Source organism: Citrobacter sp. JUb117, assembly GCF_024809055.1.
Lineage (GTDB): Bacteria > Pseudomonadota > Gammaproteobacteria > Enterobacterales > Enterobacteriaceae > Citrobacter > Citrobacter gillenii.
Window position 1 is genome coordinate 35,817 of record NZ_JANUFB010000002.1, and the last position, 17,504, is coordinate 53,320.

Here is a 17,504-nt window from a genome sequence, read left to right on the forward strand (position 1 = left end):
TTCTATGGCACGCATTATTGTTGTTACTTCGGGTAAAGGGGGCGTTGGCAAAACCACCTCCAGCGCGGCCATCGCTACAGGTTTGGCCCAGAAGGGAAAGAAAACTGTCGTTATTGATTTTGATATCGGCCTGCGTAACCTCGATTTGATCATGGGTTGCGAACGCCGCGTCGTTTACGACTTCGTCAACGTTATTCAGGGCGATGCGTCGTTAAATCAGGCGTTAATCAAAGATAAGCGTACTGAAAATCTCTTTATTCTTCCGGCCTCACAGACTCGCGATAAAGACGCGCTGACGCGTGAAGGCGTCGCAAAAGTTCTGGATGATCTGAAATCGATGGACTTCGACTTCATCGTCTGCGACTCCCCGGCCGGTATTGAAACCGGTGCGCTAATGGCACTGTATTTTGCCGATGAAGCGATTATTACCACCAACCCGGAAGTGTCTTCAGTACGTGACTCTGACCGTATTCTGGGCATTCTGGCGTCGAAATCTCGTCGCGCGGAAAATGGTGAAGATCCGATTAAAGAGCATCTGCTGCTTACGCGCTACAACCCTGGCCGCGTAAACAGAGGCGACATGCTCAGCATGGAAGACGTACTGGAAATTCTGCGCATCAAACTGGTTGGTGTGATTCCGGAAGATCAGTCAGTCCTGCGCGCATCTAACCAGGGTGAGCCGGTGATCCTCGACATCAATGCGGATGCTGGCAAAGCTTATGCAGATACCGTAGACCGTCTGTTGGGAGAAGAACGTCCTTTCCGCTTCGTTGAAGAAGAGAAGAAAGGTTTCCTCAAACGCCTGTTCGGAGGATAAGTTATGGCATTACTGGATTTTTTTCTCTCGCGGAAAAAGAGCACAGCAAACATCGCTAAAGAGCGACTGCAGATCATTGTTGCGGAACGTCGTCGTAGTGACGCCGAACCGCATTATTTACCGCAGTTGAGGAAAGATATTCTCGACGTTATCTGTAAGTATGTACAAATCGATCCAGAGATGGTCACTGTACAACTTGAACAAAAAGACGGCGATATTTCTATCCTCGAACTTAACGTGACATTACCAGAAGCAGAAGAGTCGAAATAAGCGCTTTGGTAAAAAAGTTGTGGTCGAAAAAAGGCAGAATATTCTGCCTTTTTTATTTTCAGTGACCCGTCCTGAATAGCGTTATTACCGAGTAAACAGTAGATAGGGTTCCAGAATAACCACCAGACACTCGCTTATTGTGGATATTCCAGCAACAGGGCGTTAAGTCGCTCGGCCATCAGCTCGCCACGCCAGCCGGAAATAAGCTCCGGCAAGGAAGACTTCGGCTTTAATTTCCAGTGCCAGTTAAGCAACTGATTTATCTGACGGCGGGAGGCCAGCAGCTCCACGCTGAGATTGTGTTCCGCGCTCACGTCAGCCACCAACGCCTTAATGGCTTTGAAGGCTTTACGGTAGCCCGGCATATCCATCAGGTTCAGCAGTGGTTCAGGCAACGATGCTTCCGGCAGGGCCTGCGCTTTTTCTACCAATGAAATCAGTGTCTTGCCATGGAAGCGAATTTCGCTCCCGGAAAGACCGAGGCTGTCCAGCTCACCCAGACTACCCGGCATATAGCGCGCCACTGACCACAGGTGCTCTTCGCGTACCACGAAATTCACCGCCAGATCGCGTTCACGCGCTTTACGCAGTCGCCAGTCAGCCAGCAGTTGCAGGCAGGCAAGCTGACGGGTACGCAGCTGCCAGGCGTTGGTAATGTCACGCCACGCGTCCTCAGGCGCCAGTACTTCCTGGCGACGCTGCTGCATTAAACGACACTCATCCAGCGCGGCCGGTAGCCAGCCAGAGGCATCGGTTTCAGCCATCAGTTTTGCGGTGATCGGTAATAAATACCAGACGTCCGCGGCAGCATACTCACACTGACGCTCAGTCAGCGGTCGGGCCAGCCAGTCCGTACGGGATTCGCTTTTGTCCAGCGCCACCCCCGTAAACTCTTCCACCATCGCGGCAAATCCCCAAGACAGCGGGCGACCGCAAAACGCGGCCAGAATTTGCGTATCAATCAGCGGCTGCGGAAGTTCGCCAAAGGTGTTGAGAAACACTTCCAGGTCTTCACTTCCCGCGTGCAGGAATTTGGTTATCGTGGTGTCGCGTAAAATGTCGCGCAGCGGCGACCAGTCGGTGATCCCCAGCGGATCAATCAGAGCAACGTGTTTGCCGTCAAACAGCTGAATGAGTCCCAGCTGCGGATAATAGGTACGCGTGCGAACAAACTCAGTATCCAGGGCAATCGCCGGAAACTCACGAACGGCTTCGCACAGCGTGGCCAACGCGTCGTCCGTGGTAATCATTTGGTAATTCAAATCGTGCTCTCTCAGGTTTGCGCCAAAAAAAACGCCGGATTAACCGGCGCTTTCTGATGACTGACTTAACGCTCAGCCTTTATTGTCCACTTTGCTACGGGCTTCGTCACGCAATTCTCGTCGCAAAATTTTGCCGACGTTAGATTTTGGTAACTCATCACGGAATTCCACCAGCTTCGGGACCTTGTAGCCGGTCAACTGACGGCGGCAGAACGTAATCAGCGCTTCATCGGTGAGTGACGCGTCTTTCTTCACGACAAAAATCTTCACCGCTTCACCGCTGCTGCCCGAGGGCACGCCCACCGCGGCTACTTCCTGAACGCCAGGATGTTGCATCACCACGTCTTCAATTTCGTTCGGATAAACGTTAAAACCGGAGACCAGGATCATATCTTTTTTGCGATCGACGATACGCAGGAAGCCTTCGTCGTCCATGACCGCAATATCCCCGGTGTGCAGCCAACCATCTTTAACAATTTCATCGGTCGCATCCGGGCGCTGCCAGTAACCCAGCATCACCTGCGGGCCTTTCACGCACAGTTCACCCGGCTCGCCCGGCGGGACTTCGTTATCGTCATCATCCACCAGCTTAACCTCAGTGGAGGGAACCGGCAGGCCAATACTGCCGCTGTGATAGTCGATATCATGCGGATTGACGCTCACCAGCGGCGAACACTCGGTCAGGCCATAGCCTTCCAGCAGATATTGGCCGGTCAGCTTCACCCAACGTTCTGCAACCGCCTGCTGGACGGGCATACCGCCCCCCGCAGAAAGATGCAGCGACGAGAAATCCAGTTGCTGGAAGTCTTTGTTATTCAACAAGGCGTTGAACAGCGTATTGACGCCGGTCATGGCGGTAAACGGGTATTTCGCCAGCTCTTTTACCAGGCCCGGAATATCACGTGGGTTAGTGATCAGTACGTTTTGACCGCCAAGCTCAATAAACAGCAGGCAGTTCATCGTTAAAGCAAAAATGTGATACAGCGGTAGCGCGGTGATCACCAGCTCTTTACCCGGATGCAGCAACGGACCGTAAGTAGCATGGACCTGCTCGAGGTTCGCCAGCATATTGCGGTGGGTGAGCATTGCACCTTTTGCCACACCGGTTGTCCCCCCGGTGTATTGCAGGAAGGCCAGATCTTCAGAGACCACTTCAGGTTTCACATACTGCATGCGATACCCGTTTTGTAACGCACTGCGAAACGAGATGGCATCAGGCAGGTGATATTTCGGTACCAGCCGCTTGATGTACTTCACAACAAAGTTAACCAGCGTTCCTTTGGCGGTTGATAGTTGATCGCCCATTCGCGTCAGGATCACGTGCTGAACCGATGTTTTATCGACCACTTTCTCCAGCGTGTGGGCAAAGTTGGACACGATCACAATCGCTGCCGCGCCGCTGTCATTAAGCTGATGCTCCAGTTCACGCGGTGTGTACAATGGGTTCACGTTTACTACAATCATGCCGGCACGCAGAATGCCAAACAGCGCCACCGGATACTGCAGCAGGTTCGGCATCATCAGTGCGACACGATCGCCCTTTTTCAGCCCCAGCCCTTCTTGCAAATATGCCGCAAATGCGCGGCTACGCTCTTCGAGTTTGCGGAAGGTCATCACCTCCCCCATATTCACAAACGCGGGCTGATCGGCATAGCGCCTGACTGAATGTTCAAACAGTTCCACCAGGGATTGATAACGGTCAGGATTGATCTCCGCGGGAACACCTGCGGGATAACGGTTAAGCCAAACCTTTTTCAATACATCACCTCTAAAATGCGTATTCGTCGTCATCACAACCCCAGACAATAAACAAACTGTTAACATAATATTAACTCAGCGTACCAGTTTGTTTATTACACAACGACAAGGTTGCGAAGCACGTCACTATTTATTTTTTTTATAGCCACATAAATGCAGAAACAGCGGACGCGCCGCTGCTTCTTTTATACATAAATCAAAGAGTTATTCTGTAACTATCGTCTGAACCTGTGCCGGACCTGGATTGTACCATCCCCATCCGCCGTAGCCGCCGTATGGCCAGCCACGCGCACCGTAGAACCAGGGATCGATGGGCTGCGGAGGCATCACGATCTGCTGAGTAATATGCCAGCGTTTATAACCGGTTACCTGCATCAGCATGAACTTATACGGCGTACTGCCAATTTTACCGTCCACCGTGCCGCTAATAGGCCCTACGACGGTGACCAGTTGTCCGCGGAAATCCACCGGATCGAGAAAGCCATTAACATCGGCATAAATACGCCCGCGTGAGGCTTCACCCAGAATCGGACGCGCACCGCTGTCGAGAGGCACGGTGGCAATTTCCAGTCGGGATTTCCCCTGCTGATTCTGAATGTCCACCACTTTGCCGCCAAAGCGTGCTTCCTGTCCGACATACAGTTGCGGCGCATTCATGACCCGTACCAGATCCTGTTGCGGTGTTGGGCTTGAACCTTTAATCGCATCAGGAATGGTAACGCAACCGCTTAGCATGAACGCCAATGCGCCCGTCAACACGCCTTTTAATACCCATTTCTGAACCGCCATGTTGCGACTCCCTTATCTCAGCGCCTGTCCCCGGTGAGTTTCAAACTGCTGCGCATTCATCGCGTTGAGCCCGTTTGAAAGCATCGGGGGATGTACTACTAAGATTCATTCTTTTCCGGGAAGTTTCTTCCACGCCACGGTGTTACGTAAATAAACCGGTTCAGCATGTTCAACCGCTACCGTCTTTCCAGAGGCGAACAGTTGGGTGGCGAGAGGCAACATATCTTCAGCAGCCGGAAGCAAAACGTCGCCATCGCGCAGCATCAGGCCACTGTCTTTACCGAGTTCAGGCCATGCAGGCCAGCCCGTGCCGACCGTTACCCAATCACCGGAAAGCTGCAGCAGTCGCTCATGAACCTGTTCCGGAGTTAATACCGCTTCGGTGTCTTCGCCGTGCCAGATACCGTTCTCATCACGCTGGTATTCGGCCCAGTAGACTTCACCCATGCGCGCATCAATTGCAGCCAGCACGCGCGTTGCGCCGTTTTTGCGCCAGGCCCCCTGCGCCATAGTTGCCAGCGTGGACACGCCGATCATTGGCAAGTTCGCCCCTAACGCCAACCCTTGAGCAATACCAATACCAATACGCACGCCGGTGAAACTACCGGGACCTCGGCCAAACGCCAGAGCGTCGATATCCGTTAATGTGACATTGCCAGCAGTCAGGATATCCTGAACCAGCGGCAGGATGCGTTGGGTATGCTCTCGAGGGCAAAGCTCGAAATGAGATGTGATATTACCGTCATTCCACAGGGCGACAGAGCACGCCTCTGTGGCGGTATCGATAGCCAGAATTCGCATGGGTCTTCGTGATCAGATCAATAAATTTGGCGCGTATCTTAGCACAGTCTGTAACAAATTACTCAGTCGTTGGTATGGCAAGAAAGCGAACCGCGCGGGCAATGTCACGCGTGCGGGGTGCCGGTGGCAGGCTGGCCAGGAATGTCGCACCGTAAGGTCGCATGACCAGCCGGTTATCACAAATCACCAGGACGCCGCGATCGTCAGCGTCACGAATCAAGCGCCCCACCCCCTGCTTAAGCGTGATCACGGCATCCGGGAGCTGGACTTCGTCAAACGGGTCGCCGCCGCGCAGCCGACAGTCTTCCATACGCGCTTTTAACAGCGGATCGTCCGGCGAGGTAAACGGCAGCTTGTCGATAATAACCAGCGACAGCGTATCACCTCGTACGTCCACACCTTCCCAGAAGCTGCTGGTCGCCACCAGCAGGGCATTGCCCGCGCTGACAAACTGCTGCAATAGCTGCCCTTTGCTGGTTTCTCCCTGTAGCAGGACCGGGAGCGTCATGGTGGCACGAAACTGTTCCGCCAGGTCGCGCATCATTGCGTGCGAGGTACACAGCATAAAGCAGCGCCCATTGTTAGCTTCAATAATGGGGCGCAACATGGCGGCCAGCTGACGCGCCGCCCCCGGCTGGTTAGTTTGCGGAAGATTGCGCGGCACGCACAGCAGCGCCTGTCGCGTGTAGTCAAAGGGGCTCGGCAACAACATTGATTCAGCCTGTTCAATGCCCAGTCGCGCGGTAAAGTGGCGAAGATCGTCGTTGACCGACAGCGTAGCGGAAGTAAAAATCCAGCAGCCCGGCTTTTGGTCCATCACCTCTTTGAATTTATCCGCTACGGTGAGTGGCGTCAGCGCCAGCGTAAAATGCCGTGAAGTGCATTCATACCAGTAGCTGAATCCCGGTTGGTTGATCTCCTTCAGGCGTTTCAAGCGGGCGCGATACAGCGTGGCGCGCTCGAATGCGGCATCCAGCAGCGCTGAACGTCCGAGCGACAGCTTCGCTACGTCGTAGCACAGTTCCAGCGTGTCATCGAGCAGCAAAAATGCCCGCTGGACGCGCTGATCGGCCAGCAATTCACGCAGGTTACCGCGATAGCCCGGCTCGCCCAGTTGCAGGCGGAAATCCTGCGCGCTTTGCGCCAGACGGTCAGCGCACTTTTGTAGTTGCTGGGTATCTTTTAGCTCGGTGCGATAGGCAATGGTAATGTCTTTGGCCAGATCGAGCAGTTGGCGGCTGGAAAGCGACTGACCAAAATACTGGCTGGCGATATCCGGTAGCTGATGGGCTTCATCGAAGATCATCACGTCTGCCTCCGGGATCAGCTCCCCGAACCCGCTCTCTTTCACCACCATATCAGCGAGAAACAGATGATGGTTAACTACCACCACATCGGCATCCATGGCTTTTTTACGCGCTTTAACGACAAAACAGTCTTTATACAGTGGGCAGTCGCTGCCCAGACAGTTGTCGTTGGTACTGGTCACCAGCGGCCATGCGTGCGAGTCTTCCGCCACGCTGACGCAGGTGCTGATATCGCCATCAACGGTTTGATTCGACCACGAGCGCAGCAGGATCACGTCGCTTAAGGTTTGCACCGGCAGGTCACCGCCCGCCAGCGCCTGTTGTTCAAGGCGTTCCAGACACAGGTAGTTAGAGCGCCCTTTCAGCAACGCCAGTTTGCCGGTAAATTTCAGCGCTTTTGCCACGGTAGGGAGATCGCGGCTGTAGAGTTGATCCTGCAGCGCTTTCGATCCGGTAGAAATGATCACTTTCTTACCGGCGCGCAGTGCAGGCGCAAGGTAGGCGTAAGTTTTCCCGGTCCCGGTCCCGGCTTCGACGACAAGCGGCTGTGATTTTTCAATGGCATGCGAGACGGCGACGGCCATCTGTCGCTGTGGTTCACGCGGTTTAAAACCCGGTATCGCTTTAGCCAATTGACCGTCTGCTGCAAAATCGTCCGTCACACTACCCCCTGTTCATTTGAACAGGGATTATGTCAGGCCAGCGGGTCTTTCGCCAGTTGAAGAGGTGACGAGGGCACAACATTATGGCAGTCTTGTCGCCAGCAGAAACCGATTAAATAAAAACGTAAATGAGGAATAATTTATGACTATCGTGCGCATTGATGCCGAGGATCGTTGGTCAGACGTGGTGATTCACAACAACACGTTGTATTACACCGGCGTACCGGAAAACCTGGATGCTGACGCGTTTGAACAAACGGCCAACACGCTGGCACAAATTGATGCGGTGCTGGAAAAACAGGGCAGCAACAAGTCACGTATTCTTGACGCGACCATTTTCCTGACGGACAAAAGCGACTTCGCCGCCATGAACAAAGCCTGGGACGCGTGGGTCGTTGCCGGTCACGCGCCCGTGCGTTGTACCGTACAGGCCGGGTTGATGAACCCGAAATACAAAGTCGAGATCAAGATTATCGCCGCGGTGTAACGAGCGTTACTCGTCTTCGTCCTCGTCTTCAAAACGCGCCACGATCCGTTCGCCGGTATGAGTGGCGCGAATTTCAGCCGCAACCTGAGTGATCGCTTCGCCGCTGCTCATCCCCTGTGACATCAGTTCCTGAATACGCTCAACCGCTTTTTGCTGCTGTTCATGACTGAGTGAAGGTAAACCTGCAAACATTGTTAACTCCTGCTAAATTGTCTGCGCTAATTATCCCATGCTACCGGGCAGTAAGCCAGTAAAGTAGTAACGAGTCAGGACTGATGAAAACGTTATCTCCCGCAGTAATTACATTACCCTGGCGTCAGGACGCCGCTGAACGCTATTTCTCGACCTTAAGCCATCTGCCGTGGGCGATGCTGTTACATTCGGGGCACGCCGACCACCCGCATAATCGCTTTGATATTCTGGTCGCCGACCCTGTGATGACGCTGGTCACGCGAGATGCAGACACCGCAGTGCATGACAAAAATGGAATCACGCACACGCCTGATGACCCGATGACGGTGTTACGCTCGGCGCTAACTTCACTGGCAATACGGCCCGATTATAATCCCGTTCTTCCCTTCCAGGGAGGGGCGCTGGGCCTGTTTGGCTACGATTTGGGCCGACGCTTCGAAGCGCTGCCAAATGTCGCTGAACGTGATATCACCCTGCCGGATATGGCGGTTGGCATTTACGACTGGGCACTGATTGTCGACCACCAGCGGCAAACCGTGTCGCTGCTCAGCCACGGTGATGTGCAGGCCCGCCGCCACTGGCTGGAAAGCCAGCGCGCGCCAACACGTGAGCCTTTTATGCTAACGTCAACATGGCAATCCAATATGAGCCGCGCGCAGTACGGCAAAAAGTTTCGCCAGGTACAGCGCTATCTTCACAGCGGGGACTGCTATCAGGTCAACCTTGCCCAGCGTTTTCAGGCGCAGTATCAGGGGGATGAGTGGCTCGCCTTTGAGCGACTCAACCAGGCCAACCGCGCCCCGTTCAGTGCATTTATCCGCCTTGAGGAAGGCGCAATCCTCAGCCTGTCGCCAGAGCGGTTTATTCAGTTGGAAAATCGGCAGATCCAGACGCGCCCCATCAAGGGCACCCTGCCGCGACTGGACTCGCCAGATGCCGATCGTCAGCAGGCGCAAAGACTGGCAAACTCACCTAAAGATCGTGCTGAAAACCTGATGATCGTGGATCTGATGCGTAACGACATTGGTCGCGTTGCCGTGCCGGGTTCGGTCAAGGTTCCCGAACTGTTTGTTGTCGAACCCTTCCCTGCCGTGCACCATCTGGTCAGCACCATTACGGCGCGTTTGCCGGAATCGCTGCACGCCACGGATCTGCTGCGCGCCGCCTTCCCTGGTGGTTCCATTACCGGCGCGCCAAAGGTGCGGGCGATGGAAATTATTGACGAACTGGAACCACACAGACGTAACGCCTGGTGCGGCAGCGTCGGCTATCTGAGCTTTTGCGGCAATATGGATACCAGTATTACCATCCGCACCCTGACGGCCACCGACGGACAGCTTTACTGTTCGGCTGGCGGTGGAGTTGTTGCGGACAGTCAGGAAGACGCGGAATATCAGGAAACGTTTGATAAAGTGAACCGTATTTTGCACCAACTGGAGAACTGAACCGTGGAAAACAGCAGCCTGACGCTTGATGACTTTTTATCGCGCTTTCTTCTCCTGCGCCCGCAGGTCAATCATGAAGCGTTAAACCAGCGCCAGGCCGCCGTGCTGATCCCGGTCGTTCGCCGCCCACAGCCGGGATTGCTGTTAACCCAACGCTCGGTGCATTTGCGTAAACACGCCGGACAGGTTGCCTTCCCGGGCGGAGCTGTAGACAGCAGCGACGCGTCGCTGATTGCCGCCGCGCTGCGAGAAGCCGAGGAGGAAGTGGCCATTCCCCCTTCGTGCGTTGAGGTGATTGGCGTCCTGCCGCCGGTAGATAGCGTCACCGGTTTTCAGGTCACGCCAGTGGTGGGTATTATCCCACCTAATCTGCCCTATCGTGCAAGCGAAGATGAAGTCTCTGCAGTATTCGAAATGCCGCTGGCGCAGGCGTTGCATCTGGGTCGTTATCACCCCTTAGATATCTACCGTCGGGGTGACTCGCATCGCGTCTGGCTTTCCTGGTATGAGCATTATTTCGTCTGGGGAATGACCGCCGGGATAATTCGTGAGCTGGCGCTGCAAATTGGCGTGAAGCCCTGACTATACTTATCTTTACGCACCGCAGACACAACCTGAAACGCCGGTCACAACATTAGTAAAACCGCGGTTATCTATTAGTTTAATTCATGTGAATAGTTAAGCCGATCGCCGCGTTCCCTCTTACACTATGCGCAGTTATAACATCGTTACTGGAAAGCCCAGTCGCCCTGTAGGAGTATTATCGTGATTAGTCTATTCGACATGTTTAAGGTGGGGATCGGTCCCTCATCTTCCCATACCGTAGGGCCTATGAAGGCGGGTAAACAGTTCGTCGATGACCTGGTCGAAAAAGGATTACTGGACAGCGTTACTCGTGTCGCCGTCGACGTGTATGGTTCACTGTCGCTCACGGGTAAAGGTCACCACACCGATATCGCCATTATTATGGGTCTGGCAGGCTATGAGCCTGCGACCGTGGACATCGACAGCATTCCCGGATTTATCCGCGATGTAGAAACGCGTGGACGCCTGCTGCTTGCGCAGGGCCAACACGAAGTCGACTTCCCGCAAAACGACGGCATGCGTTTTCGCAACAGCAACCTGTCGCTGCATGAAAACGGTATGCAAATTCATGCCTACAACGGTGACACCGTTGTTTACAGCAAAACATATTATTCCATTGGCGGTGGTTTCATCGTTGATGAAGAACACTTTGGTCAGGACGCGGCGAATGAGGTCAGCGTACCTTATCCGTTCAAATCTGCCGCTGAAATGCTGGAGTACTGCAACAGCACCGGTCTGTCGCTTTCTGGCATGGTGATGCAGAACGAACTTGCGCTGCACAGCAAAAAAGAAATTGAAGAGTATTTTGGTAACGTCTGGCAAACCATGCAGGCCTGTATCGATCGTGGGATGAACACCGAAGGCATTCTGCCGGGGCCGCTGCGCGTGCCTCGTCGTGCCTCTGCCCTGCGTCGTATGCTGGTCTCCAGCGACAAACTCTCCAACGATCCGATGAACGTGATCGACTGGGTGAACATGTTTGCGCTGGCCGTAAACGAAGAGAACGCCGCGGGTGGTCGCGTTGTGACAGCGCCGACCAACGGTGCTTGCGGCATCGTGCCTGCGGTTCTGGCTTATTACGATCACTTCATTGAGCCCGTCAGCCCGGATATCTATACCCGCTATTTCCTGGCGGCCGGTGCAATTGGCGCGCTGTACAAAATGAATGCCTCTATCTCTGGCGCAGAAGTGGGCTGCCAGGGCGAAGTCGGTGTGGCATGTTCCATGGCCGCAGCAGGTCTGGCAGAGTTACTGGGTGCGAGCCCGGAGCAGGTATGTGTGGCTGCCGAAATCGGTATGGAACACAACCTCGGCTTAACCTGCGATCCGGTTGCCGGACAGGTCCAGGTGCCGTGCATTGAGCGTAACGCCATTGCTTCCGTGAAGGCGATCAACGCGGCACGTATGGCCATGCGTCGTACCAGCGCCCCGCGCGTCTCACTGGATAAAGTCATCGAGACCATGTACGAAACCGGCAAGGACATGAACGCCAAATACCGCGAAACCTCCCGCGGTGGCCTGGCGATCAAAGTTCAGTGTGACTAATACTTAATTTTCGCCCATCTGCGACGGATGGGCGAATTTGCTTCCCCTCCCTCGTCTACGGTAATTTTCCCCACTACACTTGCTCTGTTGCTGTTGGCTTCTGTGACCAACGGCTTATCGGGCGGCCCGCATGCAAACAGCACAACGGATCATCAAAAATTATCGCCGTAATCGCTTAATCGTCTGCACAGTTTGTGCGCTACTGACGCTCATTCTTACATTATCTGTCCGATTTATTTCGGAGCGTAATTTAAATCATCACTCCACCGTCACGTTCGCTAACCATGCTGTAGAAGAGCTGGATGATATCCTGCTGCCGTTGCGGACCGGACGTGATGTGCTGCTGCCGTTAATTGGCCTGCCCTGCTCGGTGGCGCGCTTAGCCCTGAGCAAGCACGCCGCCAGACTGCAAACTGTGCGCTCTATTAACCTGGTTCAGGGTGGCATCCTCTATTGTTCGAGTATTTTTGGCTATCGCAATGTGCCCATCAAGCAGCTGCAACCTGAATTGCCCAGCCGCGAACCGCAGCTACTGTTATCCACCGATCATTCGCTCATTAAGGGCAGCCCTATTCTGACGCAGTGGTATCCGTCGTCTGCCAATGGCGAAGATGGGGTGCTGGAGATCGTCAATATTGAATTATTGTCGGGCATGCTGCTTGAACCACAGCCTCCGCAAATTACACATGCCAGTTTAACCATCGGTAAGCGGCATCTGCTGTACGGACAAGGCGTCGTCGACAAGCTACCAGAGAGTGACGGCGAACAACGCTACCAACTTTCATCACAACATTTCCCCTTTGCCATCAGCGTTAGCGGACCAGGAGCCAGCGAACTGGCGTTAAGACACCTGCCCACCCAGTTACCGTTAGCGGTCATGCTCAGCTTATTAGTGGGGTATCTGGCCTGGCTGGCGACCGCTAACAGAATGAGTTTTTCCTGGGAGATTAATCTGGCCCTCGCCGAGCGGGAGTTTGAGCTATTTTGCCAGCCACTACTGAACGCCAGCACCCAGCAGTGTACGGGCGTTGAAATTCTCTTACGCTGGAATAACCCGCGCCAAGGCTGGATTTCACCTGAAGTGTTCATCCCTATCGCGGAAGAGCACAACCTGATTGTCCCCCTGACTCGTCACGTCATCGCAGAAACCATTCAGCAACGGCACGTTTTCCCAATGAGCAGCCAGTTTCATATTGGTATCAACGTCGCCGCCAGCCATTTTCGTGACGGTATGTTGTTAAAAGACCTTAATCAGTACTGGTTCAGTCAGCATCCCATCCAGCAACTGGTGATTGAACTGACCGAGCGCGATGCGCTGCTGGATGTCGATTATCGACTGGTGCATGAACTTCATCGACTGGGGGTAAAACTGGCCATTGACGATTTCGGTACCGGCAACAGCTCGCTCTCGTGGCTGGAAAAGTTGCGCCCGGATGTACTGAAGATTGATAAATCCTTTACCTCTGCGATCGGGACTGATGCCGTCAATTCGACCGTTACTGACATCATCATCGCACTGGGGAAAAAACTGAATATTGAACTGGTAGCTGAAGGGGTTGAAACGCAGGCGCAGGCCCAGCATTTACGGCGACATGGCGTGAATGTATTGCAGGGATTTCTCTATGCCAAGCCGATGCCGCTGCGCGATTTTCCTCAATGGCTGGCGGGCAGTAGTACACCACCACCCGCCCGGCATAACGGGCATATCATGCCTGCTATGCCGTTTCGGTAGGTCAAATTATTCGTCTTCGTGGTGAGCGGATTGCTCTTTAACAATACGAACGAGATCCACACGATAGTCGTTCGCTTCGACAATGGTGATGCTTAGCGGTGCAACCTCAATCACATCGCCAACACGCGGAATGTGACCGTTAGCCGCGATAACCAGCCCCGCCACCGTCGCAATGTCTTCGTCTTCGTCCACCAGCGTATCAACGTCAAGCGCCTGCTGCAGAGCGTGCAGATCGGTGCCGCCTTTAACCAGCCAGCCACCCGCATCGGCGATGATTTCCGGTGTTTCATCAGCATCCGGGAACTCACCGGCAATGGCTTCCAGAACATCCAGCGGGGTCACCAGACCCTGAACAACGCCAAATTCGTTGGTAACGATAACGAAGCTGCCCCGGGCACGACGCAACACGCCCAACAGATTAATCGGATCCAGCGTTTCTGGGACCACGATGGCCGGTGACGCTGAGGCAATTGCTGCCACATCTACGCCGTCTTCGAGGGCCACTAACAGTTCTTTTGCCCGCACGATACCGATAATTTCGTCCAGTTCACCACGACACACCGGGAACAGACTGTGTGGGGAAGAGAGCAGCTGTTCACGAATTTCTGCCACGCTCAGATCTGCATCCACCCAGCTGATTTCGCCACGCGGCGTCATAATGCCGCGCAAAGAACGTGAGGCCAGCGACAGCACGCCGTTGATCATATAGCGTTCTTCTTCAACAAATGCCCCTTCCGGAACGGGTACCGGCACCGGGTTGTCAGACTCAATCTGCACACCGGCCTGACGTTTACCGCCCATCAGGCGCACAATGGCCTCGGCGGTACGTGCACGCAGCGGCAGCGTCGACTGGTGGCGAATAAAGTTACGACGAGCAATCTGGTTAAACAGTTCGATAATAATCGAGAAGCCAATCGCAGCGTACAGATAACCTTTCGGAATGTGGAAGCCAAACCCTTCGGCTACCAGGCTCAAACCGATCATCAACAAGAAGCTCAGACACAGCACCACGACCGTCGGATGTTGGTTCACGAATCGCGTCAACGGCTTGGACGCCAGCAGCATTACCGCCATCGCAATCACCACCGCCGCCATCATTACCGGCAGATGGTTCACCATACCGACGGCTGTAATCACCGCATCCAGGGAGAAGACCGCATCGAGGATCACAATCTGCGTCACGACAACCCAAAAGCTCGCATAGCCTTTTGACTGGCCGGTATCATGCTCACGGTTTTCCAGCCGCTCATGCAGTTCGGTGGTAGCCTTGAACAACAGGAAGATACCTCCCAGCAGCATAATCAGGTCACGCCCCGAGAACGAATAGTCCATCACCGTGAACAGCGGTTTCGTCAGCGTCACCATCCACGAGATCACGGACAGCAGTGCCAGACGCATAATCAGCGCCAGCGACAACCCGATCAGACGCGCTTTATCCCGCTGTTTAGGCGGCAGCTTATCGGCCAGAATCGCAATAAAGACCAGGTTATCAATACCCAGAACAATTTCGAGAACAACAAGCGTGAGCAAACCCACCCAAATCTGCGGGTCCATTAAGAATTCCATGACAAGCTCCTGCTCAAAGAATGGCTAAACTGCGCCCTGGACATCTCAGGCGTTGAAGCAATATGCAGATAAAGTGTGTGGCAAAAAGTGCCAAACTGACAGGCGCTAAGCGGCCTCGAGGTGAAATGACGTCGGTGACGATCCATACGGTGGGCTACTGCCCTATACTCCTGATTAATTAAATATATGCTAAACATAACAGACACAACCGGTTTTTAGCAAAGATTTACCTTCCTTTGCAATAAGTTGTGTCGGAGATATTTTACTCTTCGAAATTTCTTTTAATCGGAAGTTAAATTACGGATCTTCATCACATAAATTATTTTTTTCGATATCTAAAATAATTCACGAAAATCATAGGTTTTTCATTGTAACCCTTATCTGAATCGATTCGCTTGCGGACGACGATTCAAAATACATCTCGTTGTCGATGTGTTAACGATAATAAAGGAGGTAGCAAGTGACCATTGCTATTGTAATAGGCACACATGGTTGGGCTGCAGAGCAGTTACTTAAAACAGCAGAAATGCTGTTAGGCGAGCAGGAAAACGTCGGCTGGATCGATTTCGTTCCAGGCGAAAATGCTGAAACGCTGATCGAAAAGTACAACGCTCAGTTGGCAAAACTCGATACCAGTAAAGGCGTGCTATTTCTCGTTGATACATGGGGAGGCAGCCCGTTCAACGCTGCGAGCCGCATTGTCGTCGACAAAGAGCATTACGAAGTGATCGCTGGCGTGAACATTCCCATGCTGGTCGAAACCTTTATGGCGCGTGATGACAACCCAAGCTTTGATGAATTAGTCGCACTGGCAGTAGAAACCGGTAGCGAAGGCGTGAAAGCGCTGAAAGCAAAACCGGTAGAAAAAGCCGCTCCGGCCCCAGTTGCTGCAGCAAAAGCAGCGGCACCGGCTAAACCGATGGGTCCGAACGATTATATGCACATCGGCCTCGCACGCATCGATGACCGCTTAATCCACGGTCAGGTAGCCACCCGCTGGACCAAAGAAACCAACGTCACGCGCATTATCGTCGTCAGCGATGAAGTTGCCGCAGATACGGTGCGTAAAACGCTGTTGACGCAGGTTGCGCCTCCAGGCGTAACGGCGCACGTGGTGGATGTCGCGAAAATGATCCGCGTCTACAACAACCCGAAATATGCAGGCGATCGTGTGATGCTGCTGTTCACCAACCCGACCGATGTTGAACGTGTCGTGGAAGGTGGCGTAAAAATCACCTCGGTAAACATTGGTGGCATGGCTTTCCGTCAGGGTAAAACGCAGGTTAACAACGCGATTTCCGTTGATGAAAAAGACATCGAAGCCTTCAAGAAACTCAACGCACGCGGCATTGAACTCGAAGCCCGTAAGGTTTCTACCGATCAGAAACTGAAAATGATGGATTTGATTGCCAAAGCGAAATAACCCGCTGGCATTTACTTAGTTTTCACACTTAAGTCTGTATAGCAATAGGAGAAGTACAATGGAGATTACCACTCTTCAGATTGTGCTGGTGTTCATCGTCGCATGTATCGCGGGTATGGAGTCGGTACTCGATGAATTTCAGTTCCACCGTCCGTTGGTGGCCTGTACGCTGATTGGCGCCGTTCTCGGGGACATGAAAACCGGTATTATCATCGGTGGTACCCTGGAAATGATCGCGCTGGGTTGGATGAACATCGGTGCCGCCGTTGCACCAGATGCCGCACTGGCCTCAATTATTTCTACCGTTCTGGTTATCGCAGGTCACCAAAGCATCGGTGCCGGTATCGCGCTGGCTATCCCGCTGGCAGCAGCTGGCCAGGTTCTGACTATCATCGTTCGTACCATCACCGTCGCCTTCCAGCACGCTGCGGATAAGGCGGCTGAGAGCGGCAACTTGACGGCGCTCTCCTGGCTGCATGTGTCATCGCTGTTCCTGCAGGCAATGCGTATCGCGATCCCTGCGGTTATCGTGGCGATTTCTGTCGGCACCAGTGAAGTCCAGGGCCTGCTCAACGCCATCCCTGAAGTGGTCACCGGCGGCCTGAACATCGCGGGTGGTATGATCGTCGTCGTGGGTTATGCGATGGTCATCAATATGATGCGCGCAGGCTACCTGATGCCGTTCTTCTACCTCGGTTTCGTCACCGCGGCATTTACCAACTTTAACCTGGTTGCACTGGGTGTGATTGGCGCAGTTATGGCCATCCTCTACATTCAGCTGAGCCCGAAATATAACCGCGTAGCGGGTGCGCCAGCGCAAGCTGCTGGCAACAATGACCTTGATAACGAACTGGACTAGCAGG

The 17,504-nt window shown here is 53.7% G+C and carries 17 protein-coding genes; 9 read left to right on the forward strand and 8 right to left on the reverse strand.

The window, feature by feature from the left end:
* Positions 1-4 precede the first annotated feature (4 nt).
* Positions 5-817: a septum site-determining protein MinD gene (minD, locus tag M2374_RS04050; RefSeq protein ID WP_096756725.1), complete on the forward strand. Its 813-nt coding sequence runs from the start codon at positions 5-7 to the stop codon at positions 815-817.
* Positions 818-820: 3 nt separating this feature from the next.
* Complete coding sequence (gene minE / locus M2374_RS04055; RefSeq protein WP_003833739.1) at positions 821-1,087, forward strand: cell division topological specificity factor MinE; 267 nt, start codon at positions 821-823, stop codon at positions 1,085-1,087.
* A 134-nt stretch (positions 1,088-1,221) separates the two neighbouring features.
* Here minE and rnd read toward each other — a convergent pair whose 3' ends face one another.
* From rnd to M2374_RS04080, 5 genes are all read right to left on the reverse strand, one after another.
* A complete protein-coding gene (gene rnd / locus M2374_RS04060; RefSeq protein ID WP_137362925.1) occupies positions 1,222-2,337 on the reverse strand; it encodes a ribonuclease D in 1,116 nt (371 codons plus the stop codon).
* 84 nt (positions 2,338-2,421) lie between these two features.
* On the reverse strand, positions 2,422-4,107 hold the full coding sequence (gene fadD, locus M2374_RS04065; RefSeq protein ID WP_135911878.1) for a long-chain-fatty-acid--CoA ligase FadD: 1,686 nt from the start codon (positions 4,105-4,107) through the stop codon (positions 2,422-2,424).
* A 204-nt stretch (positions 4,108-4,311) separates the two neighbouring features.
* Positions 4,312-4,896 carry a Slp family lipoprotein gene (locus tag M2374_RS04070; protein ID WP_096756721.1) on the reverse strand — a complete coding sequence of 195 codons (585 nt, stop codon included), beginning with the start codon at positions 4,894-4,896 and terminating at the stop codon, positions 4,312-4,314.
* 105 nt (positions 4,897-5,001) lie between these two features.
* Positions 5,002-5,697 (reverse strand): tRNA (adenosine(37)-N6)-threonylcarbamoyltransferase complex dimerization subunit type 1 TsaB, encoded by a 696-nt coding sequence (tsaB, locus tag M2374_RS04075; protein ID WP_115258249.1) that lies wholly within the window; start codon positions 5,695-5,697, stop codon positions 5,002-5,004.
* 58 nt (positions 5,698-5,755) lie between these two features.
* A complete protein-coding gene (locus M2374_RS04080; RefSeq protein ID WP_096756719.1) occupies positions 5,756-7,666 on the reverse strand; it encodes an ATP-dependent DNA helicase in 1,911 nt (636 codons plus the stop codon).
* A gap of 142 nt (positions 7,667-7,808) precedes the next feature.
* Here M2374_RS04080 and M2374_RS04085 point away from each other — a divergent pair, with 142 nt between their 5' ends.
* Entirely contained in the window at positions 7,809-8,153 is a 345-nt protein-coding gene (locus M2374_RS04085; RefSeq protein ID WP_096756718.1) for a RidA family protein, read from the forward strand.
* A 6-nt stretch (positions 8,154-8,159) separates the two neighbouring features.
* Here M2374_RS04085 and M2374_RS04090 read toward each other — a convergent pair whose 3' ends face one another.
* A complete protein-coding gene (locus M2374_RS04090) occupies positions 8,160-8,345 on the reverse strand; it encodes a YoaH family protein (RefSeq protein ID WP_135322157.1) in 186 nt (61 codons plus the stop codon).
* Positions 8,346-8,428: 83 nt separating this feature from the next.
* Between M2374_RS04090 and pabB the strand changes: the two genes are divergently transcribed.
* The 4 genes from pabB (at position 8,429) to M2374_RS04110 (ending at position 13,652) form a co-directional block, all read left to right on the forward strand.
* Positions 8,429-9,790, forward strand: coding sequence for an aminodeoxychorismate synthase component 1 (gene pabB / locus M2374_RS04095; RefSeq protein WP_181689014.1), 1,362 nt, complete (start codon positions 8,429-8,431; stop codon positions 9,788-9,790).
* 3 nt (positions 9,791-9,793) lie between these two features.
* Complete coding sequence (locus M2374_RS04100; protein WP_115258246.1) at positions 9,794-10,372, forward strand: CoA pyrophosphatase; 579 nt, start codon at positions 9,794-9,796, stop codon at positions 10,370-10,372.
* 183 nt (positions 10,373-10,555) lie between these two features.
* Positions 10,556-11,920 (forward strand): L-serine ammonia-lyase, encoded by a 1,365-nt coding sequence (gene sdaA / locus M2374_RS04105; protein WP_115258245.1) that lies wholly within the window; start codon positions 10,556-10,558, stop codon positions 11,918-11,920.
* A 130-nt stretch (positions 11,921-12,050) separates the two neighbouring features.
* Complete coding sequence (locus M2374_RS04110; RefSeq protein ID WP_115258244.1) at positions 12,051-13,652, forward strand: EAL domain-containing protein; 1,602 nt, start codon at positions 12,051-12,053, stop codon at positions 13,650-13,652.
* 6 nt (positions 13,653-13,658) lie between these two features.
* Here M2374_RS04110 and yoaE read toward each other — a convergent pair whose 3' ends face one another.
* The gene (yoaE, locus tag M2374_RS04115) at positions 13,659-15,218 is read right to left on the reverse strand and encodes a CNNM family cation transport protein YoaE (RefSeq protein ID WP_181506903.1); all 1,560 of its coding nucleotides are present in this window, start codon (positions 15,216-15,218) and stop codon (positions 13,659-13,661) included.
* The gene (locus tag M2374_RS22315) at positions 15,206-15,415 is read right to left on the reverse strand and encodes a protein YoaL (RefSeq protein ID WP_115258243.1); all 210 of its coding nucleotides are present in this window, start codon (positions 15,413-15,415) and stop codon (positions 15,206-15,208) included. The genes yoaE and M2374_RS22315 overlap by 13 nt, the downstream gene beginning before the upstream one ends.
* Before the next feature lie 263 nt (positions 15,416-15,678).
* Here M2374_RS22315 and manX point away from each other — a divergent pair, with 263 nt between their 5' ends.
* Positions 15,679-16,641, forward strand: a complete 963-nt coding sequence (gene manX / locus M2374_RS04120; RefSeq protein WP_096756710.1) for a PTS mannose transporter subunit IIAB — start codon at positions 15,679-15,681, stop codon at positions 16,639-16,641.
* A 58-nt stretch (positions 16,642-16,699) separates the two neighbouring features.
* Entirely contained in the window at positions 16,700-17,500 is an 801-nt protein-coding gene (locus M2374_RS04125) for a PTS mannose/fructose/sorbose transporter subunit IIC (RefSeq protein WP_096756709.1), read from the forward strand.
* Positions 17,501-17,504 lie beyond the last annotated feature (4 nt).

Coding starts and splice junctions, on each gene's coding strand:
- tsaB (WP_115258249.1), bottom strand. CDS start 5,697: ATGCGAATTCTGGCTATCGATACCGCCACAGAGGCGTGCTCTGTCGCC.
- M2374_RS04085 (WP_096756718.1), top strand. CDS start 7,809: ATGACTATCGTGCGCATTGATGCCGAGGATCGTTGGTCAGACGTGGTG.
- pabB (WP_181689014.1), top strand. CDS start 8,429: ATGAAAACGTTATCTCCCGCAGTAATTACATTACCCTGGCGTCAGGAC.
- rnd (WP_137362925.1), bottom strand. CDS start 2,337: ATGATTACCACGGACGACGCGTTGGCCACGCTGTGCGAAGCCGTTCGT.
- M2374_RS04125 (WP_096756709.1), top strand. CDS start 16,700: ATGGAGATTACCACTCTTCAGATTGTGCTGGTGTTCATCGTCGCATGT.
- M2374_RS04110 (WP_115258244.1), top strand. CDS start 12,051: ATGCAAACAGCACAACGGATCATCAAAAATTATCGCCGTAATCGCTTA.
- minE (WP_003833739.1), top strand. CDS start 821: ATGGCATTACTGGATTTTTTTCTCTCGCGGAAAAAGAGCACAGCAAAC.
- yoaE (WP_181506903.1), bottom strand. CDS start 15,218: ATGGAATTCTTAATGGACCCGCAGATTTGGGTGGGTTTGCTCACGCTT.
- M2374_RS22315 (WP_115258243.1), bottom strand. CDS start 15,415: ATGTTTAGCATATATTTAATTAATCAGGAGTATAGGGCAGTAGCCCAC.
- M2374_RS04090 (WP_135322157.1), bottom strand. CDS start 8,345: ATGTTTGCAGGTTTACCTTCACTCAGTCATGAACAGCAGCAAAAAGCG.
- minD (WP_096756725.1), top strand. CDS start 5: ATGGCACGCATTATTGTTGTTACTTCGGGTAAAGGGGGCGTTGGCAAA.
- M2374_RS04070 (WP_096756721.1), bottom strand. CDS start 4,896: ATGGCGGTTCAGAAATGGGTATTAAAAGGCGTGTTGACGGGCGCATTG.